Origin of the sequence: Streptomyces liliiviolaceus (genome assembly GCF_018070025.1) — a bacterium.
In the GTDB taxonomy this organism is placed as follows: domain Bacteria; phylum Actinomycetota; class Actinomycetes; order Streptomycetales; family Streptomycetaceae; genus Streptomyces; species Streptomyces liliiviolaceus.
Map to the genome: position 1 here is coordinate 5,636,417 of NZ_JAGPYQ010000001.1, position 21,986 is coordinate 5,658,402.

Below are 21,986 nucleotides of genomic sequence, written 5' to 3' on the forward strand. Positions count from 1 at the left end.
CCCGACGTGCGCGGACACGCCGGTGCCGCCGCAGCCGTGCCACACGGTCCCCGTCCTGGTGTGCGTGACCGGTGAGGCGAGGGTCACTGAGAGCGCGAGGGCAAGGTCACAGCCCTCGCCTCTGCTGTGACTCAAGCAATCTGCCCTAGCATCCGAGCATGACGGTCCTGCCCAACGACGGGCTCTCGCTGGCCGCCGGGTTTCCTTCCGCGACACGTGAACAGTGGCGACGCCTCGTGGCGGGCGTACTGAACAAGTCGGGCAAGGAGGTCTCGGACGAGACGGCGGAGGCAGCCCTGTCCACCGCGCTGGAGGACGGGCTCGCCACCCGGCCTCTCTACACGGCGCACGACGAGGCCCCCGACCCCGGTTTCCCCGGCTTCGCGCCCTATGTGCGAGGGGGCAGGCCCGACGGGAACACCGTCGGCGGCTGGGGCGTACGTCAGCGGCACACGACCGCCGACAACGCCGCGGTCCTCGCGGACCTGGAGAACGGCGTCAGTTCGCTCTGGCTGGTCCTCGGCGTGGGCGGTTTCCCCGTGTCGTCGCTGGCCCAGGCCCTTGAGGGCGTGCTCCTCGACCTGGCGCCCGTCGTCCTCGACGCGGGACGCGACACCGAGCCGGCCGCGCGGGAACTGCTGCGGCTGTACGCGGAGCGGGGCGTCGCCGAGGACGCGGTGCGCGGCAGCCTCGGCGCGGACCCGCTGGGCCACGAGGCGCGCAGCGGCGAGGCGTTGGACCTCGCCCCGGCCGCCGCTCTCGCACGGGAGTGCGCCGAGGGGTACCCGGGGCTGCGGGCGCTGACCGTGGACGCGCTGCCGTACCACGAGGCGGGCGGCTCGGCCGCGCAGGAACTGGGCGCCTCCCTGGCGACCGGGGTCGCCTACCTGCGGGAGCTGACCGGGGCGGGCCTGTCCACCGAACAGGGCTGCGGGCAGCTGGAGTTCCGGTACGCGGCCACCGCCGACCAGTTCCTCACCATCGCCAAGCTGCGCGCCGCGCGCCGGCTGTGGGCGCGGGTCGCCGAGGTGTGCGGGGCACCGCACGCGGGGGCGCAGACGCAGCACGCCGTGACCTCGCCGGTGATGATGTCGCGCCGCGATCCGTGGGTGAACATGCTGCGTACGACCATCGCCACGCTGGCCGCCGGGGTGGGCGGCGCCGACGCCGTCACCGTGCTGCCCTTCGACCACGCGCTCGGACTGCCGGACGCCTTCGCCCGCCGTATCGCCCGCAACACCTCGACGATCCTGGTCGAGGAGTCGCATCTGGCCCGGGTGATCGACCCGGCGGGCGGCTCCTGGTACGTGGAGCGGCTCACCGACGAACTCGCCCACGCGGGCTGGGAGTTCTTCCAGCGGATCGAGGGTCTCGGCGGTCAGGCGACCGCGCTGCGCTCGGGCCGTCTCGGCGAGGATCTGGCGAAGACCTGGGAGGCGCGCAGCGCGAAGCTCGCCAAGCGGCGCGAACCCATCACCGGGGTCAGCGAGTTCCCGAACCTCTCCGAGCGTGTGCCGGAGCGCGCGCCCGCCCCCGAGCCGCCGTCCGGCGGGCTCCCGAAGGTGCGCCGCGACGAGGCGTTCGAGGTGCTGCGGGCCCGTTCCGACGCGCATCTCGCCGCCACCGGCGCCCGGCCGCGCGTCTACCTGGCCTCCATCGGCCCGGCCGCCGCGCACACCGCACGGACCTCGTTCGTCTCGAACCTCTTCCGGGCCGGCGGCATCGAGCCCGTCACGGAGGGCGCCTTCGAGGACAGCGGGACCACCGAGGCGTGTCTGTGCTCCAGCGACGCGCTGTACGAGGAGCAGGCCGCGAGCACCGCCCGGGCCCTCAAGGCGGCGGGTGCCGGGCACGTGTTCCTCGCCGGCCGTCCCGGGCAGTACACGGATGTCGACGCGTACGTCTTCGCGGGCTGCGACGCCGTCGCCGTGCTCTGCGCCACCCTCGACCGCATGGGAGTGTCCTGATGGGAATCCCCGACTTCTCCGGGATCCGGCTGGGGACCCCGGCCGCCGCGGGCGGCCCCGACGACTGGCGCACGGCCGTCAAGCACGCGACCGGTGACGACGAGGCCTTCTGGGAGACCCCGGAGGGCATCGCGGTCAAGCCGCTGTACACCGGGCACGACCTGGAGGGTCTCGACTTCCTGGAGACCTACCCGGGCGTCGCCCCGTACCTGCGCGGCCCGTACCCCACGATGTACGTCAACCAGCCCTGGACGATCCGTCAGTACGCGGGGTTCTCCACGGCCGAGGAGTCCAACGCGTTCTACCGCCGCAATCTGGCCGCCGGTCAGAAGGGTCTGTCGGTCGCCTTCGACCTGCCGACCCACCGCGGCTACGACAGCGACCACCCGCGGGTGACGGGTGACGTCGGCATGGCGGGCGTGGCCATCGACTCCATCCTCGACATGCGCCAGCTGTTCGACGGCATCCCGCTCGACAGGATGTCCGTGTCGATGACGATGAACGGCGCCGTGCTGCCGGTGCTCGCGCTGTACATCGTGGCGGCGGAGGAGCAGGGCGTACCGCCGGAGAAGCTGGCCGGGACCATCCAGAACGACATCCTCAAGGAGTTCATGGTCCGCAACACCTACATCTATCCGCCGAAGCCGTCGATGCGGATCATCTCCGACATCTTCGCGTACACCTCGCAGCGGATGCCTCGCTACAACTCCATCTCCATCTCCGGCTATCACATCCAGGAAGCCGGGGCGACGGCCGACCTGGAGCTGGCGTACACCCTCGCCGACGGTGTCGAGTACATCCGGGCGGGCCGTGAAGTGGGCCTGGACGTGGACGCGTTCGCGCCGCGGCTGTCCTTCTTCTGGGCGATCGGCATGAACTTCTTCATGGAGGTCGCCAAGCTGCGGGCGGCGCGCCTGCTGTGGGCGAAGCTGGTGCGGCAGTTCGATCCGCAGAACGCCAAGTCCCTCTCCCTGCGCACCCATTCGCAGACCTCCGGCTGGTCGCTGACGGCGCAGGACGTGTTCAACAACGTGACGCGTACGTGTGTGGAGGCGATGGCGGCGACGCAGGGCCACACCCAGTCGCTGCACACCAACGCCCTCGACGAGGCGCTCGCCCTGCCCACGGACTTCTCGGCGCGCATCGCCCGCAACACGCAGCTGCTGATCCAGCAGGAGTCGGGCACGACCCGGGTCATCGACCCGTGGGGCGGCAGCGCGTACGTCGAGAAGCTGACGTACGACCTCGCGCGGCGGGCCTGGCAGCACATCGAGGAGGTCGAGGCGGCGGGCGGGATGGCCAAGGCCATCGACGCGGGCATCCCCAAGCTGCGCATCGAGGAGGCCGCGGCCCGCACCCAGGCGCGGATCGACTCGGGCCGTCAGCCGGTGATCGGTGTCAACAAGTACCGCGTGGAGACCGACGAGCAGATCGACGTCCTCACGGTCGACAACTCCTCCGTGCGCGCCCAGCAGATCGAGAAGCTGCGGCGGCTGCGGGCCGAGCGCGACGAGGGCGCGTGCCGGGACGCGCTCGACGCGCTGACCCGGGCGGCCGGCGGTGAGGGCAACCTGCTGGAGCTGGCGGTGAACGCGGCCCGCGCCAAGGCCACCGTCGGGGAGATCTCGGACGCGCTGGAGAAGGTGTACGGGCGGCACGCGGGCCAGATCCGTACGATCGCCGGTGTGTACCGCAACGAAGCAGGCGAGTCCCCGTCCGTGGACCGCACCCGTACGCTCGTGGACTCCTTCGAGGAGGCCGAGGGCCGCCGCCCGCGCATCCTGGTCGCCAAGATGGGCCAGGACGGGCACGACCGCGGCCAGAAGGTGATCGCGACCGCCTTCGCGGACCTCGGCTTCGACGTCGATGTCGGCCCGCTGTTCCAGACCCCGGGCGAGGTGGCCCGGCAGGCGGTGGAGGCGGACGTGCACATCGTGGGCGTCTCGTCGCTGGCCGCCGGGCATCTCACGCTCGTCCCGGCGCTGCGGGAGGAGCTGGCGGCGGAGGGCCGCGAGGACATCATGGTCGTCGTCGGCGGGGTGATCCCGCCGCAGGACGTGCCGACGCTCCTTGAGATGGGCGCGGCGGCCGTGTTCCCGCCCGGCACGGTGATCCCGGACGCGGCGTACGACCTCGTCCGGCGGCTCTCGACCGGCCTCGGGCACGACCTGTGATCGAACTCGACACCTACGTCAAGGGCGTACTCGACGGGAAGCGGGCGCTGATCGCGCGCGCCATCACGCTCGTCGAGTCCACCCGGCCCGGGCACCGCGCGCTGGCACAGGAGTTGCTCACCGAGCTGCTTCCGTACAGCGGGCGGGCCCGGCGGATCGGCGTCAGCGGGGTACCGGGGGTCGGCAAGTCGACGTTCATCGACGCGTTCGGCACGATGCTGACGGGACTGGGTCACCGGGTGGCGGTGCTGGCCGTGGACCCGTCGTCCAGCCGTACCGGTGGCTCGATCCTGGGCGACAAGACCCGGATGGAGCGCCTGGCCGTGGACCCGGCGGCCTTCATCCGCCCCTCCCCCACCGCCGGAACCCTCGGCGGGGTGGCGAAGGCGACCCGCGAGTCGATCGTCGTCATGGAGGCCGCGGGCCACGACGTGGTGCTGGTGGAGACGGTCGGCGTCGGCCAGTCGGAGACCGCGGTCGCCAACATGGTCGACTCCTTCCTGCTGCTGACCCTGGCCCGCACCGGCGACCAGCTCCAGGGCATCAAGAAGGGCGTCCTGGAACTGGCGGACGTGATCGCCGTCAACAAGGCGGACGGGCCGCACGAACGCGACGCCAGGGCCGCCGCGCGGGAACTGGCGGGCGCCCTGCGGCTGATGCACGGCAAGGACGCGGCCTGGACACCGCCCGTCCTGAGCTGCAGCGCCCGCGAATCGGCCGGTCTCGACACCGTCTGGGACCGCCTGGAACAGCACCGCACGCTGCTCGACTCGACCGGCCGGCTCGCCGCCAAGCGCCGGGACCAGCAGGTCGACTGGACCTGGACGATGGTCCGCGACGAGCTGCTGGGCCGTCTGCACGCCGATCCGGCCGTACGCGCTCTCGCGCCCGCTCTGGAGGAGCAGGTGCGCGACGGCGAGCTGACGGCGACGCTCGCCGCCGAGCGGATCCTGCGGGCGTTCAACGACCCGGGGGCGAGCGGCGGCGCGGGCTGACGGTCAGCGGGTCACGGTGTGCTGTCCCGTACGTCGAGGTGGGCCCACGGGTCGTCGACCTGCTGCGCCCCGGCCGCCTCCTCCTGGGCGGCTGCCTCGGCCGCCGCCTCGGCGGCCCGCTTCTTGAACGCCACGGTCCTGCGGGCCTTGGCGATGACCTCGTCGTGGTCCCAGCCGAAGGTCGCGGCGTCGAGCCGGGCGTCGAAGGCGGTCAGCAGCTCGGGGCTGATCGCCGCGAGCGCGGTGCGCAGCTCGGCGAGCGTCTGCGGTCCCTCGGCGAACTCGAACTCGTACGGGTCCGAGGATGCCTCTGAGCTCGGCTCGTGCGGTAGCGCGGACATGTGTGTGACCTCCGGTCGTGATGTCACCACGGTACGCGGTCGGCATGGCGGCCGTGCACGGAGGATGGCACACCGGCGGGCGGCCGCTCCCGGGGCCGGTGACGAGCGCATCACGATGGGCCGCACGGGCGTAGCCGGTCACGGGACCTCTCGTTGAACGTGCCATGACGACATGGGACGGGGACGGGCCTTCGGCGTTCTTCGCACAGGTACCGGGCACGTCCTGGCCCGACGACGAGAGCGACTGCCGCTGGTGCAGCATCCTCCTGGGGCCCGGCTCCGTCGCGGGACCCGGCCGGGCGGAGTGCGCACCCGTGCGGCGGCGCCCCGGAGCCCGCACCGGGCGTGTGGGCGCGTGGCTGGAGCGGACGCGGCCCGTGATGCTCCCGGTGGCCGCGATCACCGTACTGGCCGCGCTGACACTGGTGGCCCTGGGCTGATCCGGCGCCGCCCTCATGGTCCGTGAACTGCCACGAAATGCCCGGCCGCCACGGCGGGACTTGGCCCGCGCCCTCCTGGCAGGGTGAAGGCGCGGCCGCCGCCGTGGTCGGCGACGGCGGCGGCCCGACCACTTCCGTTCCCGACCACTTCCGTTTGCGACCGCGCGGGTCCGCACGGCAGGGTTCGGAGGGTGGCTACCTTGCTGATCGTGCACCACACGCCCTCGCCCCACTGCCAGGCGATGTTCGAAGCCGTCGTCGCCGGTGCGAACGACCCGGAGATCGAGGGCGTACGCGTCGTGCGGCGGGCGGCGCTGGCCGCGACGGCGGCCGACGTGCTGGCCGCCGACGGATATCTGCTCGGCACACCGGCGAACCTGGGCTACATGTCCGGCGCTCTGAAGCATTTCTTCGACCAGATCTACTACCCCTGCCTGGACACGACGCAGGGCAGGCCCTTCGGCTACTACGTGCACGGGGGCAACGACGTCACCGGGGCGGTCCGGGGCATCGAGTCCGTCGTCAAGGGCCTGGGCTGGCGGCGCGCGGCCGAGGCCGTGACCGTGACGGGCGAGCCGGACAAGGCCGGCGTCGAGGCGTGCCGGGAGCTGGGCGCCTCCCTCGCCGCCGGCCTCATGGACTGACCTCTACGGCCTCATGGACCGACCGCTACGGCGTCATGGCGCGAGCAGCAGGCTGTCGCCGCGCTCCTTGGCGGCGGCGTAACGCCTCGACACGTCCTGCCAGTTGACGACGGCCCACATGGCGTCGATGAAGTCGACCTTCTGGTTCTTGTACTGGAGATAGAAGGCGTGCTCCCAGGCGTCGAAGACCAGGATCGGCGTCGAGCCCTGGCCGACGTTGCCCTGGTGGTCGTAGACCTGCTCGACGATCAGACGTCCGCTGAGCGGCTCATAGGCGAGGACGCCCCAGCCCGAACCCTGCGTGGTCGCGGACGCCTTGGTGAGCTGGGCCTTGAACGCGGCGAAGGAGCCGAACGACTCCGTGATCGCGTCCGCCAGCTCCCCCACACCGTCCGCCGCGAGGGGTTCGCCACCACCGTCGCCGGTCATGTTGTGCCAGTAGATGGAGTGCAGGATGTGCCCGGAGAGGTGGAAGGCGAGGTTCTTCTCCAGGCCGTTGATCGAGCCCCACGACTCCTTGTCGCGGGCCTCCGCGAGCTGTTCAAGGGTGTCGTTCGCGCCTTTCACGTACGCCGCGTGGTGCTTGTCGTGGTGCAGTTCGACGATCTGCGGGTTGATGACCGGTTCGAGCGCCGCGTAGTCGTACGGAAGCTCCGGGAGCGTGTAAACAGCCATGTCCAACATCCTTCGGACTTGTTATTGCAACTGATGTGCAGTTGCACGCTAGCAGCAGAAGGTTCGGGGCGCGGCCGATCGACACAGCGAGGGCCGGAGGGGAAACCCCTCCGGCCCTCGCTGTGTTGCGGCCCTCAGTCAGTACTCACCGGTTCCGGGGCTCACTCCTCGCCCTCCAGGTCCCCCTCCGTCTCCAGGTATACCTGGCGCAGCGCCTCCAGCACCGCCGGGTCCGGCTTCTCCCACATGCCGCGGGACTCCGCTTCGAGCAGCCGCTCGGCGATGCCGTGCAGGGCCCAGGGGTTGGCCTGCTGCAGGAACTCGCGGTTGGTCGGGTCCAGGACGTACGTCTCGGTGAGCTTGTCGTACATCCAGTCGGCGATCACGCCCGTGGTGGCGTCGTAACCGAAGAGGTAGTCGACGGTGGCGGCGAGTTCGAAGGCGCCCTTGTAGCCGTGGCGGCGCATCGCCTCGATCCACTTGGGGTTGACGACCCGGGCGCGGAAGACCCGGGAGGTCTCCTCGACGAGCGTGCGGGTGCGGACCGTCTCGGGGCGGGTCGAGTCGCCGATGTACGCCTCGGGGGCGGTGCCGCGCAGCGCCCGGACGGTGGCGACCATGCCGCCGTGGTACTGGAAGTAGTCGTCCGAGTCCGCGATGTCGTGCTCACGGGTGTCGGTGTTCTTGGCGGCGACCGCGATGCGCTTGTACGCGGTCTCCATCTCGTCCCGGGCCGGACGGCCGTCGAGTTCCCGGCCGTAGGCGTAGCCGCCCCACACCGTGTAGACCTCGGCGAGGTCGGCGTCGGTGCGCCAGTCGCGGGAGTCGATGAGCTGCAGCAGTCCGGCGCCGTACGTACCGGGCCGGGAGCCGAAGATACGGGTGGTGGCGCGCCGTTCGTCGCCGTGCTCGGCCAGGTCGGCCTGGGTGTGGGCGCGGACGTAATTGGCCTCGGCCGGCTCGTCCAGCGAGGCGGCCAGGCGTACGGCGTCGTCGAGCAGGCCGATCGTGTGCGGGAAGGCGTCCCGGAAGAAGCCCGAGATGCGCAGGGTCACATCGATACGGGGGCGGCCCAACTCCTCGTGCGGGACGGCCTCCAGGCCGGTCACCCGGCGTGAGGCGTCGTCCCAGACGGGGCGGACGCCGAGCAGGGCGAGGGCTTCGGCCACGTCGTCGCCGGCCGTGCGCATCGCGCTGGTGCCCCACAGCGAGAGGCCGACGGAGGTGGGCCAGTCGCCGTTGTCGGTGCGGTAGCGCTCCAGGAGGGAGTCGGCGAGGGCCTGTCCTGTCTCCCAGGCGAGCCGGGACGGGACGGCCTTGGGGTCGACGGAGTAGAAGTTCCGGCCGGTCGGCAGGACGTTGACCAGACCGCGCAGGGGCGATCCGGAGGGGCCGGCAGGCACGAAGCCGCCGTTCAGGGCGTGCACGGTGTGGTCGAGTTCGGCGGTGGTCCCGGCGAGGCGCGGGACGACCTCGCGGGCGGCGAACTCCAGGATGGCGGCGACCTGTTCGCCCTGGTCGGTGGGGACGGCGGCCGGGTCCCAGTCGGCGTCGTCCATCGCTTGGACCAGCGCGCGGGCCTTGTCCTCCGCCTCGTCGGCGGTGGTGCGGGTCGCGGCCGACTCGTCCAGTCCGAGGGCCTCGCGCAGGCCGAGCAGAGCGGCGCTGCCGCCCCAGATCTGGCGGGCGCGGAGGATCGCGAGGACGAGGTTGACGCGGTCGGCACCCTTCGGCGGATTGCCGAGGACGTGCAGGCCGTCGCGGATCTGGGCGTCCTTGATCTCGCACAGCCAGCCGTCGACGTGCAGCAGGAAGTCGTCGAAGCCGTCGTCCTCGGGGCGGTCCTCAAGTCCCAGGTCGTGGTCGAGCTTCGCGGCCTGGATGAGGGTCCAGATCTGGGCGCGGATCGCGGGCAGCTTCGCCGGGTCCATGGCGGCGATCTGGGCGTGCTCGTCGAGCAGTTGCTCCAGCCGCGCGATGTCCCCGTAGGAGTCGGCGCGGGCCATCGGCGGGACCAGGTGGTCGACGAGCGTGGCGTGGACGCGGCGCTTGGCCTGGGTGCCCTCGCCCGGGTCGTTGACCAGGAACGGGTAGACGAGCGGCAGGTCGCCGAGGGCGGCGTCCGGACCGCACGCGGCGGACAGGCCGGCGTTCTTGCCGGGCAGCCACTCCAGGTTGCCGTGCTTGCCGAGGTGGATCATCGCGTCGGCCCCGAAGCCGCCGTCCGTGTGCGCGGCGGCGATCCAGCGGTAGGCGGCGAGGTAGTGGTGCGAGGGCGGCAGATCGGGGTCGTGGTAGATCGCGATCGGGTTCTCGCCGAAGCCGCGCGGCGGCTGGATGAGGACCAGCAGGTTCCCGCGGCGCAGCGCCGCGAGGACGATGTCGCCGTCCGGGTTGCTGCTGCGGTCGACGAACATCTCACCGGGCGCCGGGCCCCAGTGCTCCTCGACGGAGGTGCGCAGCGCCTCGGGCAGGGTCGCGTACCAGCGCTTGTAGTCGGCCGCGGGGATACGGACCGGGTTGCGGGCCAGCTGCTCCTCGGTGAGCCAGTCCTGGTCGTGTCCGCCCGCCTCGATCAGTGCGCGGATCAGCTCGTCGCCGTCCCCGGAGACCAGACCGGGGATGTCCTGCTCGGGCCCGAAGTCGTAGCCCTCGCCGATGAGCCGGCGCAGGATCGCGACGGCGCTCGCGGGGGTGTCGAGGCCGACGGCGTTGCCGATCCGGGAGTGCTTGGTCGGGTACGCGGACAGCACCAGCGCGAGCCGCTTCTCGGCGGCCGGGATGTGCCGGAGCCGGGCGTGGCGTACGGCGATGCCGGCCACCCGGGCGGCCCGCTCGGGGTCGGCGACGTACGCGGGGAGGCCGTCCTCGTCGATCTCCTTGAAGGAGAACGGCACAGTGATCAGGCGGCCGTCGAACTCGGGGACCGCGATCTGGCTCGCCGCGTCCAGCGGTGAGACGCCCTCGTCGTTCTCCTCCCAGACGGTCCGCGAGCCGGTCAGGCACAGGGCCTGGAGGATCGGGATGTCCAGGCCGGTGAGCGCGCCCGCGTCCCAGGACTCGTCGTCGCCGCCCGCGGAGGCCTCGGCAGGCTTGGTGCCGCCGGCCGCGAGGACGGTCGTGACGATCGCGTCGGCCGCCCGCAGCTCCTCGATCAGCTCCGGCTCGGGGGCGCGCAGCGAGGCCACGTACAGGGGCAGCGGGCGGCCACCGGCGTCCTCGACGGCGTCGCACAGGGCGCCGATGAACGCCGTGTTGCCACTCATGTGGTGGGCCCGGTAGTAGAGCACCGCGATGGTCGGGGCGCCGGGTACCTCGCGGGCCGTGCGCTCCAGCGGGCCCCAGGTCGGGGCGGGAGCGGGCGGGTCGAAGTCGTGGCCGGTCAGCAGGACCGTGTCGGAGAGGAAGCGGGCCAGCTGGTCGAGGTTGTCCGGGCCACCGTGGGCGAGATAGGCGTGGGCCTCGGCGGCGATGCCGATGGGCACGGTGGAGGCGGCCATCAGCTGGGCGTCCGGGGCCTGTTCGCCGGTGAGGACGACGACCGGGCGGCCGTCGGCGAGCAGCAGGTCGAGGCCGTCCTCCCAGGCGCGCAGACCGCCGAGGAGACGTACGACGACGAGGTCGGCGCCGTCCAGGAGGGCGGGGAGGGCGTCGATGTCGAGGCGGGCCGGGTTGGCGAACCGGTAGGGCACGGGACCGTCGGCCGCGCGAGCGCTGAGCAGGTCGGTGTCGGACGTCGACAGCAGGAGGATCATGTGGCGTCGGGCCTTCCTCGGGGTCCGCGCCCCGGGCGGTGGTGGACTGGGTCTCCCCGTGCTCACGCGCGAACTCGTGAGCTGGGGAAAGGGAGTTCCTGGCTCACCCGGATTCTCTGGCCGGGCTCACAGTGGCGGGACCGCGCCGGCTTCGCACCGGCTTCCTCCCCTGTCGCCGTGGTGGCGGTGGCGGATCGGATGATCCGCCGAAAGGAATAGTAAGGGGCGGGGAAAAAGGGCGGGGCATACAGCCTGCGGGAACGTAGGTATGCTCGCCGCCATGTCCTCGGCTGCCCTCCGTCCATCGTCCCAGGCCACAGCGGTCTCACGGGACCGCGGTGACGCCTGCCCGGGGACCCTGCGGCTGCATGCGGCGGACGACGGGGCGCTGGCCCGGGTCAGGATCCCCGGCGGTGTGCTGACCGTCCGCCAGGCCGAGGTGCTCGCCGACGCGGCAGAGCGCCTGGGCGACGGTGACGTGCATCTCACCTCACGCGGCAACGTACAGCTGCGCGGGCTGGCGGAGGGGTGCGGAGCCGCACTGGCCGAGTCGCTGACCGCCGCCGGGCTGCTGCCCTCGCGCGGGCACGAGCGGGTGCGCAACATCGTCGCCTCCCCGCTGTCGGGGCTCGACGCCCGGGGGTTCCTGGACGTACGGCCCTGGCTGACGGCCCTCGACACCGCGCTGTGCGCCAGCGAGGCGGCGCAGGGGCTGTCGGGACGGTTCCTGTTCGCCCTGGACGACGGGCGCGGGGACCTCGCCGACCTCGAAGCCGACGTGACGGTACGGGCCGCGGCGGACGGCGGCGCGCAGCTCGCTCTGGGATCGGCGGGCGAGGCACTGTACATATCCGCCGGGGACGCGCCACGGGCCGCGCTGGCGGCGGCCGAAGCGTTCCTGGAGGCCGCGCGGACGGGCGGGACACACGTCTGGCGGGTGGCCGAACTCGCTCTCGCGGACGACGAGTTGACCGCGATGGTCGGTCGCCGTCTGGCGGCGGAGGGCATCGGCCACGAGCGGCGGGTACGGGAGACCGGCCGCGCGGACGGCCCACCCCCGGGAGCGGTCGGGGACGCGCTGTCCGTGCACGTTCCGCTGGGCCGCTTCTCTGCTCCTCAGTGGCGGGAGCTGACGCGGGTCGCCATCGGTGAGCTGCGGCTCACCCCGTGGCGCGGTGTGGTTCTTCCCACTCCGGGGACCACCGCGGCGCAGCGGACCGGGGCGCTGGCCCGCCTCGACGCCGTCGGCCTCGTCACCGGTCCGGACTCCCCCTGGCTGCGCGTCGGCGCGTGCATCGGCCGGCCCGGCTGCGCCAAGTCACGGGCCGACGTACGGGCGGACGCGACCGCCACGCTCGACGCGGTCGGCTCGGTCGGATCGGTGCACCGCCGAAGCGGCCTTCCCCTGTACTGGTCCGGATGCGAGCGCCGCTGCGGGCACCCGCGGGGTGAGCGGATCGATGTCGTCGCCGCCCCGGAGGGTGGTTACCGGCTGTCCGTCGTCGCGTCCGGACACGACGAGGCGCACACGGTCCGTCTGGACGACCCTTCCCGTCTCGCCGCCGTCCTGGCGGAGATCACATGAGCCTGAGCCCGATTCCGAGCCCGCATCCGAGCCCGAGCCCGAGCCCGAGTCCGAACCTGAGCCGTATGACGACCGAGAGCAGTGAGAAGAACACCGTGACCACGTACGACTACGAGAAGGACGGCGCGGCGATATACCGCCAGTCCTTCGCCACGATCCGCGCGGAGGCGGACCTCGCGGCGCTGCCCCCCGACGTCAGCCAGGTCGCCGTACGGATGATCCACGCCTGCGGAATGGTCGACCTCGTACGCGACCTCGCCTTCACCCCGGACGTGGTGTCCCGGGCCCGTGAAGCCCTGCGCGCCGGTGCGCCGATCCTCTGCGACGTGCAGATGGTGGCCAGCGGTGTGACCCGCAAGCGGCTGCCCGCCGACAACGACGTGCTCTGCACGCTCTCCGACCCGGCCGTCCCCGAACTGGCCGCGAAGCTGGGCACCACGCGCAGCGCCGCCGCGCTGGAACTGTGGCGCGACCGTCTTGAGGGTTCCGTGGTCGCCATCGGCAATGCACCCACGGCCCTCTTCCGTCTTCTGGAGATGATCGAGGAGGGCGCGCCCCGTCCGGCCGCCGTCATCGGCGTCCCGGTCGGCTTCATAGGCGCCGCCGAGTCGAAGGACGCCCTCGCCGCGCACCCGTCCGGTCTGGAACATCTGGTCGTACGCGGCCGTCGCGGAGGCAGCGCCCTGGCCGCCTCCGCTCTCAACGCGATCGCGAGCGAGGAAGAGTGAACGGCGAGAACGGCGAGAGTGGCAAGAGCGGCAAGCTGTACGGGGTCGGGCTCGGCCCGGGCGACCCGTCCCTGATGACCGTGCGGGCCGTCGAGGTCATCGCCGGGGCGGACGTGATCGCCTATCACAGTGCCCGGCACGGGCGGTCCATCGCCCGCTCGATCGCGGCGAAGCACATACGCGAGGACCACATCGAGGAGCGGCTGGTCTATCCGCTCACGGTGGAGACCACCGACCACCCGGGCGGCTACCAGGGCGCCATGGACGAGTTCTACGCCGAGGCGTCGGCCCGGCTCGCCGCGCATCTCGACGCGGGGCGCACGGTGGCGGTCCTCGCCGAGGGCGATCCGCTCTTCTACGGCTCGTACATGCACATGCACAAGCGGCTCGTCGACCGTTACGACACCGAGGTCGTTCCCGGTGTCACGTCCGTGTCCGCAGCCGCGGCCCGGCTCGGCACCCCGCTCGCCGAGGGCGAGGAGGTGCTGACCATCCTGCCGGGCACCCTGCCCGAGGAGGAGCTGACCGCGCGGCTCGCCGCGACCGACGTGGCCGTGGTGATGAAACTGGGCCGTACGTTCCCCAAGGTGCGGCGCGCGCTGGAGAGTTCGGGGCGCCTGGACGAGGCCCGGTACGTCGAACGGGCCACCATGGCCGGGGAGCGCGTCGCCGAACTGGCCGACGTGGAACCGGAGTCGGTGCCGTACTTCTCGGTGGCCGTACTGCCCAGCCGGGTCGACGCCGAGCGGCCCGTACGGGAACAGGGCGAGGTCGTCGTGGTCGGCACCGGGCCCGCCGGACCGCTGTGGCTGACCCCCGAGACGCGGGGCGCCCTCGCCGCCGCCGACGACCTGGTCGGCTACACCACCTACCTCGACCGGGTGCCGGAGCGGGCCGGGCAGCTCCGGCACGGCTCGGACAACCGCGTGGAGGCCGAACGCGCCGAGTTCGCGCTCCAACTCGCCCAGCGGGGGCGGCGGGTGGCCGTCGTCTCCGGCGGTGACCCGGGCGTCTTCGCGATGGCGACCGCCGTGCTGGAGGCCGCCTCGCAGAAGGAGTACGCGGACGTCCCGGTGCGGGTGCTGCCGGGGGTGACCGCGGCCAACGCCGCCGCCGCCCGCGCGGGCGCCCCCCTCGGCCACGACTACGCCACCATCTCCCTCTCCGACCGGCTCAAGCCGTGGGAGGTCATCGCCGAACGGCTGCGCGCGGCGGCCTCGGCGGATCTGGTGCTGGCCCTGTACAACCCCGGCTCGCAGAGCCGTACCTGGCAGGTGGGCAAGGCGCGTGAGCTGCTGCTCGAACACCGGGCCCCGGACACGCCTGTCGTGGTCGCCCGGGACGTGGGCGGCGCGGGTGAGCGGGTACGGATCGTGCGGCTCGTCGACCTGGACCCGGCCGAGGTCGACATGCGTACGGTGCTGTTGGTCGGGTCTTCGCAGACTCGCGCTGTGTTGCGCGGGGGTGGCGAGGACGTCGTCTGGACACCTCGGCGGTATCCGGAAGGGTGAGCCGCCTTGCCTGCGGCGCAACCTGCTCAGTGTGGTGGGTTGCCTGCGGGTGCGTCGTGGCTGGGCGCGCAGTTCCCCGCGCCCCTTACGGGGCGCCCTCCACGCGAGCGCCCCACCTCGGGTGCTGTGTGACCCAGTGGGCCGCCGACTCGGGGTCAGTGACCACCTGGACGCCCTCTGGGGTCGGCGGGCGGCGGACCACGATCACCGGGACTCCCGCCTCTCGTGCCGCCGTCAGTTTCGGGGCCGTGGCCGTGCCTCCGCTGTCCTTGGTCACCAGGACGTCGATGCGGTGGTGGCGCAGCAGGTCGCGTTCCCCGGCGAGCGTGAAGGGGCCGCGGTCCAGCAACACCTCCATACGGGGCGGATACGGGGGCTCCGGCGCGTCGACGGACCGGACGAGGAACCACAGGTCGTCCAGGTGCGCGAACGTGGCCAGGCCCATGCGGCCGGTGGTGAGGAAGACCCGTCGGCCGAGTCCGGGCAGCAGCGTCGCCGCCTCCTCCAGCGAGCCGGCCTCGTACCAGGCGTCGCCCTCGACCGGGGCCCAGCCGGGGCGGCGCAGCGCGAGCAGGGGAACACGGGCGGCGGCGGCCGCGCTCGCCGCGTTGAAACTGATCGTTCCGGCGAAGGGGTGGGTGGCGTCGACGAGCACGTCCACCGCGTGCTCGCGCAGCCACGCGGCCATCCCCTCGGCCCCGCCGAAACCGCCGACGCGGACCTCGCCCGGCGGCAGCCGGGGGCTGGCGACCCGCCCGGCCAGGGAACTCGTCAGTTCCAGGCCGGGGGTACCGTGCAGGAGCCCGGCCAGCTGTCGGGCTTCGGTCGTTCCGCCGAGTATCAGTACGTGCATGGAGATCCGGGTCCGTTCATGAACAGCGAAGAGCAGGGTGCCAGTGCCGGTGCCGACACCAGCGTCGGTGTCGGTGAGGCGAAGGGCGGCCGTGGCGCCCAACTCAAGCACACCGGGCTGCGGCCCGGCTGGACCACCGGCGCCTGTGCGACCGCGGCCACGACGGCCGCGTACACCGCGCTGCTGACCGGGGAGTTTCCCGACCCGGTGACCATCACGCTGCCCAGGGGGCAGACGCCGTCTTTCGCGCTCGCGGCCGAGGAGCTGACGGACACGTACGCGATGGCCGGGATCGTGAAGGACGCGGGCGACGATCCCGATGTCACGCACGGCGCGCTGGTACGGGCCACGGTCCGGCGGCTTTCCGCGGGTGCCGGGGTGGTCTTCCGGGCCGGCCCCGGCGTGGGCACGATCACCCGTCCCGGGCTGCCGCTGGCCGTCGGTGAGCCCGCCGTCAACCCGGTCCCCCGCCGGATGATGGGCGAGCACGTCGCCGAGGTCGCGGCCCGGCACGGCGGCACCGGCGATGTCGAGATCACCGTCTCCGTCGACCACGGCGAGGAGATCGCCCGCTCCACCTGGAACCCGCGGCTCGGCATCCTCGGCGGCCTGTCCATCCTCGGCACCACCGGCATCGTGGTGCCGTACTCGTGCTCGGCGTGGATCGACTCGATCCGGCGGGGTGTGGACGTGGCGCGCGCGGCGGGGCGTACGCATGTCGCCGGGTGCACCGGGTCGACGTCGGAGAAGACGGTCGTCGCCGAGTACCGGCTCCCCGAGGACGCGCTGCTCGACATGGGTGACTTCGCGGGCGCGGTGCTCAAGTACATCCGCCGGCATCCCGTCGACCGGCTGACCATCTGCGGCGGCTTCGCCAAGCTGTCCAAGCTGGCCGCGGGACATCTGGACCTGCACTCCGCCCGCTCCCAGGTCGACAAGGGGTTCCTCGCCGAACTGGCCCGGCGCGGCGGGGCGGGCGAATCGCTGGTCGCCGAGGTGGCCGGGGCGAACACCGGACTGGCCGCGCTCCAGCTGTGCATGGCGGCCGGGGTGCCGCTGGGCGAGCTGGTGGCGACGACCGCCCGTGACGAGGCGCTGGCCGTGCTGCGCGGGGCGCCGGTCGCGGTCGACGTGATCTGTATCGACCGGGCGGGCACGGTGGTGGGGCGCAGCACGGTGGCGTGAGCCCCGCACATGGCCGGAGCGTGTTCAGCCGGCATCAGCAGACGTGGCGGTCCCGCTCGGTCGAGTACAGGTGGCTGTCGCGGAACTGCTCGGCGCCCAGGGTGCGCCCGACCATGATGACGGCGGTCCGCAGTACGCCGGCCTCCTTCACCTTCCCGGCGATCTCGTCCAGCCTGCCGCGGATGACCAGCTCGTCGGGCCGGGAGGCGTAGGCGACGACCGCGGCGGGACAGTCGGCGCCGTAGTGCGGAAGCAGCTCGTCGACGACACGGTCCGCGTACCGGGCGGCGAGATGCAGCACGATGAGCGCGCCGCTGCGGCCGAGGGTGGCCAGGTCCTCCCCCTCCGGCATGGGCGTGGCGCTGTGGGCGACGCGGGTGAGGATGACCGTCTGGCCGACGGTCGGCACGGTCAGCTCCCGCTTCAGGGCGGCGGCCGCCGCGGCGAAGGCGGGAACGCCGGGGACGACCTCGTACGGCACCCCGGCCGCGTCGAGGCGCCGCATCTGCTCGGCCATCGCGCTGAACACCGACGGGTCCCCGGAGTGCAGCCGGGCCACGTCGTGCCCCTCCTCGTGCGCGCGGACCGTCTCGGCGATGATCTCGTCGAGGTCGAGCCGCGCGGTGTCGATCAGCCGGGCGTCCGGCGGACATTCGGCGAGCAGTTCACGCGGGACCAGGCTGCCCGCGTACAGGCAGACGTGGCAGGCGGCGAGCGTACGGGCGCCGCGCACCGTGATCAGGTCGGCGGCACCGGGTCCGGCGCCGATGAAGTACACGGTCATCTGTCTGCTCCTGCGGGGTCGTCGGCTGCGGCGGACGGGTCGGACGTCTTCCGAACGGGCGTCCGGAGAGGTTTCTGTACGGCCCACTGGGTCACCGGCATCGCCTGCCGCCAGCCGGTGAAACCGCCCACCGGTACGGCGTGCGCCACCGCGAGCCGTACCAGCTCCCCTCCGTGGCGCCGGTAGGCCTCGGCGAGCAGTGCCTCCGACTCCAGGGTCACGGTGTTGGCGACCAGCCGTCCGCCGGCGGGCAGCGCCTCCCAGCACGCGTCGAGCAGGCCGGGCGCGGTGAGCCCACCGCCGATGAACACGGCGTCGGGCGGCGGGAGTTCGACCAGGACGGCGGGCGCGGCACCGGTGACGACCCGCAGCCCCGGCACGCCGAGCCGGTCGGCGTTGCGGGTGATCCGCTCGGCCCGTACCGGGTCGCGTTCGACGGTGACCGCCCGGCACGAGGGGTGCGTACGCATCCACTCGATCGCGATCGAGCCCGAGCCGCCGCCGATGTCCCACAGCAGCTCGCCGGGGGCGGGGGCGAGCGCGCCGAGCGTGGCGGCGCGGATGTGCCGCTTGGTGAGCTGTCCATCGTGCTCGTACGCCTCGTCCGGCAGGCCCGGCACGGCGCCGAGCCGCAGGGCGTCCGGGGCCCGTCGGCACTCGACGGCGACGATGTTGAGGGCGTCGCCCGACGGGTGCGCCCAGTCGTCGGCGGTCGCCTCGGCGGTCGTACGTTCCTTCGCGCCGCCGAGTTGTTCCAGCACCCGCATGCGGCTGGGGCCGAAGCCGCGGTCGCGCAGCAGGGCGGCGACCTCGGCGGGGGTGGTGGCGTCCGCGCTGAGCACGAGGAGCCGTCGGCCGTCGTGCAGAGCGGCGGCCAGGCGGGCGGCGGGCCGGCCGACGAGGGTGACGACCTCGACGTCCTCCACGGGCCAGCCGAGGCGGGCGGCGGCGTGGGAGACGGAGGAGGGGTGCGGCAGGACGCGCAGTTCGCCGAGTTCCTTGTCGTGCACCTCGTCGAACACCTCGGTGAGGGCGCGTCCGATGCCGTAGAACATCGGGTCGCCGCTGGCCAGCACGGCGATCCGGCGGCCGGAGTGCGCGGCGAGGAGGCCGGGGACGGCGGGGCGCAGGGGCGAGGGCCAGGTGATCCGTTCCCCCGGGCACTCCGGCGGCAGCAGGTCCAGTTGGCGCGCTCCCCCGATCAGGACCTCGGCGTCGCGAAGTGCCGTACGGGAGGGGCCCGGCAGGCCTTCCCAGCCGTCGGCCCCGATCCCGACGACGGTGACGGCGGGCTGCGGTGCAGGTCGCGCGGGGATCACTGCTCGGTACCTCGGGATTCGGCGGCGGGTCTCGGAACGGGTCCCGGGAAGAGGTCCCGGGAAGGGCAACAGGAACGCACTTTACGGGGCGCCGACCTGCACACCTGCGCTCGGGTACGCAGGTCGGGGCCGCCGTGGACCCGGCATCGGCAGCGTCTAAGCTCCAGGTCATGCGCGTACTGGTCCTGGAGGACGATCCCGACCTGGGGCCCGTGGTCGCGGCCCGGCTGCGCGACGCGGGGTTCGCCGTGGACCTCGCACGGACGCTGGCGGAGGCCGACCTCAAACTCGCGGTCAACGGCTACGACTGTGTCGTGGCCGACCGCTCGGTCCCGGACGGCGACTCGCTCACCCTGCTCGCCGCGCACCGGCGCAAGGGTTCGGCGCTGCCCTTCCTGCTGCTGACGGCGCTCGACGCGGTGAGCGACCGGGTGGCCGGCTTCGAGCACGGCGCGGACGACTACCTGGTCAAGCCCTTCGCCTTCGCCGAACTGGTCGTACGGGTGCGTGCGCTGTGCCGCAGGGAGCAGCCGGCGCGGTTGCCGGTCCTGCGGGCGGGTGACCTTGAGGTGGATCTGCCCAGGCGCCGCGTGTCCCGTGCCGGGGTGCTGCTCAGTCTCTCCGCCAAGGAGTTCGCGGTGCTGGAGGTACTGATGCTGCGCGCGGGGCAGGTGGTGACGCGCACCGAGCTGATCGAGAGCTGCTGGGACGAGGCGAGCGAGCCGATGTCCAACGTGGTGGACGTCCTGATCGGCCAGCTGCGACGCCGGCTCGGACCGCCCGACCCGATCGGGACGGTACGCGGCGTCGGCTACCGGCTGGACGACACCGGCCGGGAACGGGCCACAGGGGCGCGGACGTGATACGCCCGCGCCGCCCGGCGGCCACGCCCTCCACGCCCTCCACGCCCTCCACCTCCACCTCCTCCACTTCCTCCGCGTCGCCCGCCGTCGCCCGGCTCCGGCGCACCCGCCGGTCCATGACGCTGCTGTTCGCCGGGACGACCGCGGCCTGTCTCGTCGTCCTCGCCACCGTCGCCGTCCGCATCGACGCCGAGTCCCGCCGGTCCGGCCTCGACCACGAGGTCGGCAGCCGGGCGGTCGGTCTGTCGCGGGCGGTCTGGTTCGACGACGGGGCGTTGCACCTGGAGCCGCTGCGCGAGGACGAACTCGCCCGGAGCGCCGAGGTGTTGGCCGTCCTGGAGATCGCTCCGGGAGAGTCGCCGTCGGTGTGGAACGTCGTTCCCGCCCGAACGGCGCTCCCCGAGGAGGACTGGCTCGACCATGTCTGGCGGAACGTCCTGGAGGAGCAGGAGACCGTCTCCGTCAGCGCCCCCTCCGAGGAGGGCGAGCGGCTGAGGTGGGCCGCGGCTCCCGTCTGGGACGGCGACCGGATCGGCGCGGCCGTGCTGGTCGGCACGGCACTGGCGCGCAGCGAACACGATCACGACCTCCTCGTCCGCTGGCTCGCCCTCGGCTGTACGGCGCTGGTGTGCTGCGCGGCGGCCGTCGGCCATCTGCTGTCCGGCCGGGCCATGCGTCCCGCTCTCGTCGCGCTGGGCCGGCAGGAGCAGTTCCTGGCCGAGGCGGCGCACGAACTGCGGACACCGCTGGCGACCTTGCGGCTGGTGGCGGAGCGGGACGGTTCCTCCGACCAGACGCTGCGGATGGTGGACCGGCTGAGCCGGCTGGTCACCGGCCTGCTGGCCCGGGCCCGTACGGAGGCCGGTACGCAGCGGGTCGAGCTGGTGCCCCTGCGCCTCGACCAGTTGGTGGAGACCACGGTGGAGGAGCTGCCGGAGCACGGGAGCGTGACGGTCGGCTCCGAACCGGTGGTCGTGCTCGGAGATCCCGATCTGCTGGCCCAGGCGGTACGGAACCTGGTGGAGAACGCTCAGCGGCACGGGGGTCCGGCCGGGTCGCCGGTGGAGGTCACCGTCGCTCCGGGGCTCGTGCGGGTGCGCGACCACGGACCGGGCGTGCCTCTCGCGGACCGGGAGCGGGTCTTCGCGCGGGGCGTCACCGGGGCTCACGGAACCGGGTCGGCACCAACTGCCATGAGCGGACCTGGAACCGTGCCCTCCCCGGAAACAGCGGCCGTCCCGGGCACGGGCGCCGGCCTCGCCATCGTCCGCTGGGTCGCCGAGTTGCACCACGGCACCGCCCAACTCACGGACGCACCCGGCGGCGGCCTGCTCGCCGAACTCCGGCTGCCGGAACACCCGCCCCGGACGCCCGCGGCCCCGTAACCGTCCCCGTACTCCCCCACAGGCACCTCACGTCACGTGGTGCTGACGCCCTCACGGTCTTCGAGGGCGCTGATCGCCGTGGCCGTGAGGCTGTGCGTGATGTGATCGCGCATCAGCCGGGCGGCGTCGTCGGCCCGGCCGGCCTCGACGAGGTCGACGAGTTGGTGGTGCTCCTGCAGGTCCCGGGTGCGGGGTTCGTCGCCGGGCGGGAGGTCGAGACCCAGGCGGCGGTAGCGGTCGGACTTGTCCCACAGGTCGTCCAGGAGACGGATGAGGACGTCGTTGTGGGAGGCCCGGTACAGGGCCTGGTGGAAGGCGCGGTGGGCCGTGAGCCCTTCCTCGCCCCACTGGCGGGTGACGGGCAGGAGGTTTCCGACGGCGGCCCGCATGGTGGCGATGTCCTCGTCGGTGCGCCGCCGTGCCGCGAGTTCGGCGGCGGTGGGATCGAGTGAGAGGCGGACCTCGAAGAGCTGTCGTGCCTCCTGAGAGTTCATGACGGAGACCCGGACGTCACGGTGGGTCTCGACCGTGACCAGCCCCTCGCTGCTGAGGCGGCGGATCGCCTCGCGCAGGGGCGTGATGCTCATGCCGAGGGACGCGGCGAGGTCGTACTGCGCGAGTCGCGTGCCCGCGGAGAGGGTGCCGGAGAGGATCTGGTCGCGGAGTTCCGCGTAGGCGAGATCGCTCTTGCTGACGAACAGGTTCGTGCCGGTCATGGCCCCCGGTGAATCCCTTCCGGGTGCTCGCACCCCCTTGACAGTTGCCACCGTGTCACCTCAGCC

Annotated in this window: 18 protein-coding genes and 1 riboswitch; of the genes, 11 read left to right on the forward strand and 7 right to left on the reverse strand. The window is 72.8% G+C overall.

Annotated features, from left to right (window positions below; translation table 11 throughout):
- The first annotated feature begins 158 nt into the window (after positions 1-158).
- From J8N05_RS24560 to meaB, 3 genes are read left to right on the forward strand one after another with little or no spacing between them, the layout of a single operon-like run.
- Positions 159-1,967 carry a methylmalonyl-CoA mutase family protein gene (locus J8N05_RS24560; RefSeq protein ID WP_210886029.1) on the forward strand — a complete coding sequence of 603 codons (1,809 nt, stop codon included), beginning with the start codon at positions 159-161 and terminating at the stop codon, positions 1,965-1,967.
- Positions 1,967-4,141 (forward strand): methylmalonyl-CoA mutase, encoded by a 2,175-nt coding sequence (gene scpA / locus J8N05_RS24565; RefSeq protein WP_210886030.1) that lies wholly within the window; start codon positions 1,967-1,969, stop codon positions 4,139-4,141. The genes J8N05_RS24560 and scpA overlap by 1 nt, the downstream gene beginning before the upstream one ends.
- Complete coding sequence (meaB, locus tag J8N05_RS24570) at positions 4,138-5,136, forward strand: methylmalonyl Co-A mutase-associated GTPase MeaB (RefSeq protein ID WP_210886032.1); 999 nt, start codon at positions 4,138-4,140, stop codon at positions 5,134-5,136. Before scpA ends, meaB begins: the two co-directional genes overlap by 4 nt.
- Before the next feature lie 11 nt (positions 5,137-5,147).
- Here the strand turns inward: meaB and J8N05_RS24575 are convergent, their stop codons facing one another.
- Positions 5,148-5,477, reverse strand: coding sequence for a hypothetical protein (locus tag J8N05_RS24575; protein WP_210886034.1), 330 nt, complete (start codon positions 5,475-5,477; stop codon positions 5,148-5,150).
- A gap of 164 nt (positions 5,478-5,641) precedes the next feature.
- Between J8N05_RS24575 and J8N05_RS24580 the strand changes: the two genes are divergently transcribed.
- Both J8N05_RS24580 and J8N05_RS24585 read left to right on the forward strand, forming a co-directional pair.
- Positions 5,642-5,917: a hypothetical protein gene (locus tag J8N05_RS24580; RefSeq protein ID WP_210886037.1), complete on the forward strand. Its 276-nt coding sequence runs from the start codon at positions 5,642-5,644 to the stop codon at positions 5,915-5,917.
- A gap of 191 nt (positions 5,918-6,108) precedes the next feature.
- The gene (locus J8N05_RS24585) at positions 6,109-6,561 is read left to right on the forward strand and encodes a flavodoxin family protein (RefSeq protein WP_210886039.1); all 453 of its coding nucleotides are present in this window, start codon (positions 6,109-6,111) and stop codon (positions 6,559-6,561) included.
- Positions 6,562-6,594: 33 nt separating this feature from the next.
- Here the strand turns inward: J8N05_RS24585 and J8N05_RS24590 are convergent, their stop codons facing one another.
- Both J8N05_RS24590 and cobN read right to left on the reverse strand, forming a co-directional pair.
- Entirely contained in the window at positions 6,595-7,236 is a 642-nt protein-coding gene (locus J8N05_RS24590; protein WP_210886042.1) for a superoxide dismutase, read from the reverse strand.
- Between the two features lie 161 nt (positions 7,237-7,397).
- Positions 7,398-10,991 (reverse strand): cobaltochelatase subunit CobN, encoded by a 3,594-nt coding sequence (cobN, locus tag J8N05_RS24595; RefSeq protein WP_210886045.1) that lies wholly within the window; start codon positions 10,989-10,991, stop codon positions 7,398-7,400.
- Positions 10,992-11,083: 92 nt separating this feature from the next.
- Positions 11,084-11,158: riboswitch (cobalamin riboswitch) on the reverse strand.
- Positions 11,159-11,259: 101 nt separating this feature from the next.
- Here cobN and cobG point away from each other — a divergent pair.
- From cobG to J8N05_RS24610, 3 genes are all read left to right on the forward strand, one after another.
- Positions 11,260-12,576 carry a precorrin-3B synthase gene (gene cobG, locus J8N05_RS24600; RefSeq protein WP_210886048.1) on the forward strand — a complete coding sequence of 439 codons (1,317 nt, stop codon included), beginning with the start codon at positions 11,260-11,262 and terminating at the stop codon, positions 12,574-12,576.
- A gap of 65 nt (positions 12,577-12,641) precedes the next feature.
- Complete coding sequence (locus J8N05_RS24605; protein ID WP_210886049.1) at positions 12,642-13,304, forward strand: precorrin-8X methylmutase; 663 nt, start codon at positions 12,642-12,644, stop codon at positions 13,302-13,304.
- The gene (locus tag J8N05_RS24610) at positions 13,301-14,815 is read left to right on the forward strand and encodes a precorrin-2 C(20)-methyltransferase (RefSeq protein ID WP_210886051.1); all 1,515 of its coding nucleotides are present in this window, start codon (positions 13,301-13,303) and stop codon (positions 14,813-14,815) included. Before J8N05_RS24605 ends, J8N05_RS24610 begins: the two co-directional genes overlap by 4 nt.
- 85 nt (positions 14,816-14,900) lie before the next feature.
- Here the strand turns inward: J8N05_RS24610 and J8N05_RS24615 are convergent, their stop codons facing one another.
- Positions 14,901-15,668 carry a cobalt-precorrin-6A reductase gene (locus tag J8N05_RS24615; RefSeq protein ID WP_210886052.1) on the reverse strand — a complete coding sequence of 256 codons (768 nt, stop codon included), beginning with the start codon at positions 15,666-15,668 and terminating at the stop codon, positions 14,901-14,903.
- 18 nt (positions 15,669-15,686) lie between these two features.
- On the opposite strand from J8N05_RS24615, the gene J8N05_RS24620 reads away from it, so the two are divergent.
- On the forward strand, positions 15,687-16,853 hold the full coding sequence (locus J8N05_RS24620; RefSeq protein WP_210886054.1) for a cobalt-precorrin-5B (C(1))-methyltransferase: 1,167 nt from the start codon (positions 15,687-15,689) through the stop codon (positions 16,851-16,853).
- A gap of 34 nt (positions 16,854-16,887) precedes the next feature.
- Here J8N05_RS24620 and cobM read toward each other — a convergent pair whose 3' ends face one another.
- Both cobM and cbiE read right to left on the reverse strand, forming a co-directional pair.
- On the reverse strand, positions 16,888-17,637 hold the full coding sequence (gene cobM, locus J8N05_RS24625; RefSeq protein WP_210886056.1) for a precorrin-4 C(11)-methyltransferase: 750 nt from the start codon (positions 17,635-17,637) through the stop codon (positions 16,888-16,890).
- Entirely contained in the window at positions 17,634-18,956 is a 1,323-nt protein-coding gene (cbiE, locus tag J8N05_RS24630; RefSeq protein ID WP_210886058.1) for a precorrin-6y C5,15-methyltransferase (decarboxylating) subunit CbiE, read from the reverse strand. Before cbiE ends, cobM begins: the two co-directional genes overlap by 4 nt.
- A 170-nt stretch (positions 18,957-19,126) precedes the next feature.
- Between cbiE and J8N05_RS24635 the strand changes: the two genes are divergently transcribed.
- Both J8N05_RS24635 and J8N05_RS24640 read left to right on the forward strand, forming a co-directional pair.
- Complete coding sequence (locus J8N05_RS24635) at positions 19,127-19,819, forward strand: winged helix-turn-helix domain-containing protein (RefSeq protein ID WP_210886063.1); 693 nt, start codon at positions 19,127-19,129, stop codon at positions 19,817-19,819.
- The gene (locus J8N05_RS24640; RefSeq protein WP_247706459.1) at positions 19,816-21,204 is read left to right on the forward strand and encodes a sensor histidine kinase; all 1,389 of its coding nucleotides are present in this window, start codon (positions 19,816-19,818) and stop codon (positions 21,202-21,204) included. Before J8N05_RS24635 ends, J8N05_RS24640 begins: the two co-directional genes overlap by 4 nt.
- A 32-nt stretch (positions 21,205-21,236) precedes the next feature.
- On the opposite strand, the gene J8N05_RS24645 is transcribed toward J8N05_RS24640, so the two are convergent.
- Positions 21,237-21,920 (reverse strand): GntR family transcriptional regulator, encoded by a 684-nt coding sequence (locus J8N05_RS24645; RefSeq protein WP_210886064.1) that lies wholly within the window; start codon positions 21,918-21,920, stop codon positions 21,237-21,239.
- Positions 21,921-21,986 lie beyond the last annotated feature (66 nt).

Bases quoted from the DNA above. Each gene is read 5' to 3' on its own strand.
- J8N05_RS24605 (WP_210886049.1), top strand. From the start codon at position 12,642: ATGACGACCGAGAGCAGTGAGAAGAACACCGTGACCACGTACGACTAC.
- scpA (WP_210886030.1), top strand. From the start codon at position 1,967: ATGGGAATCCCCGACTTCTCCGGGATCCGGCTGGGGACCCCGGCCGCC.
- J8N05_RS24590 (WP_210886042.1), bottom strand. From the start codon at position 7,236: ATGGCTGTTTACACGCTCCCGGAGCTTCCGTACGACTACGCGGCGCTC.
- cobN (WP_210886045.1), bottom strand. From the start codon at position 10,991: ATGATCCTCCTGCTGTCGACGTCCGACACCGACCTGCTCAGCGCTCGC.
- cobM (WP_210886056.1), bottom strand. From the start codon at position 17,637: ATGACCGTGTACTTCATCGGCGCCGGACCCGGTGCCGCCGACCTGATC.
- J8N05_RS24620 (WP_210886054.1), top strand. From the start codon at position 15,687: ATGAACAGCGAAGAGCAGGGTGCCAGTGCCGGTGCCGACACCAGCGTC.
- cobG (WP_210886048.1), top strand. From the start codon at position 11,260: ATGCTCGCCGCCATGTCCTCGGCTGCCCTCCGTCCATCGTCCCAGGCC.
- J8N05_RS24575 (WP_210886034.1), bottom strand. From the start codon at position 5,477: ATGTCCGCGCTACCGCACGAGCCGAGCTCAGAGGCATCCTCGGACCCG.
- J8N05_RS24635 (WP_210886063.1), top strand. From the start codon at position 19,127: ATGCGCGTACTGGTCCTGGAGGACGATCCCGACCTGGGGCCCGTGGTC.
- J8N05_RS24645 (WP_210886064.1), bottom strand. From the start codon at position 21,920: ATGACCGGCACGAACCTGTTCGTCAGCAAGAGCGATCTCGCCTACGCG.
- J8N05_RS24580 (WP_210886037.1), top strand. From the start codon at position 5,642: ATGACGACATGGGACGGGGACGGGCCTTCGGCGTTCTTCGCACAGGTA.
- J8N05_RS24615 (WP_210886052.1), bottom strand. From the start codon at position 15,668: ATGCACGTACTGATACTCGGCGGAACGACCGAAGCCCGACAGCTGGCC.
- J8N05_RS24560 (WP_210886029.1), top strand. From the start codon at position 159: ATGACGGTCCTGCCCAACGACGGGCTCTCGCTGGCCGCCGGGTTTCCT.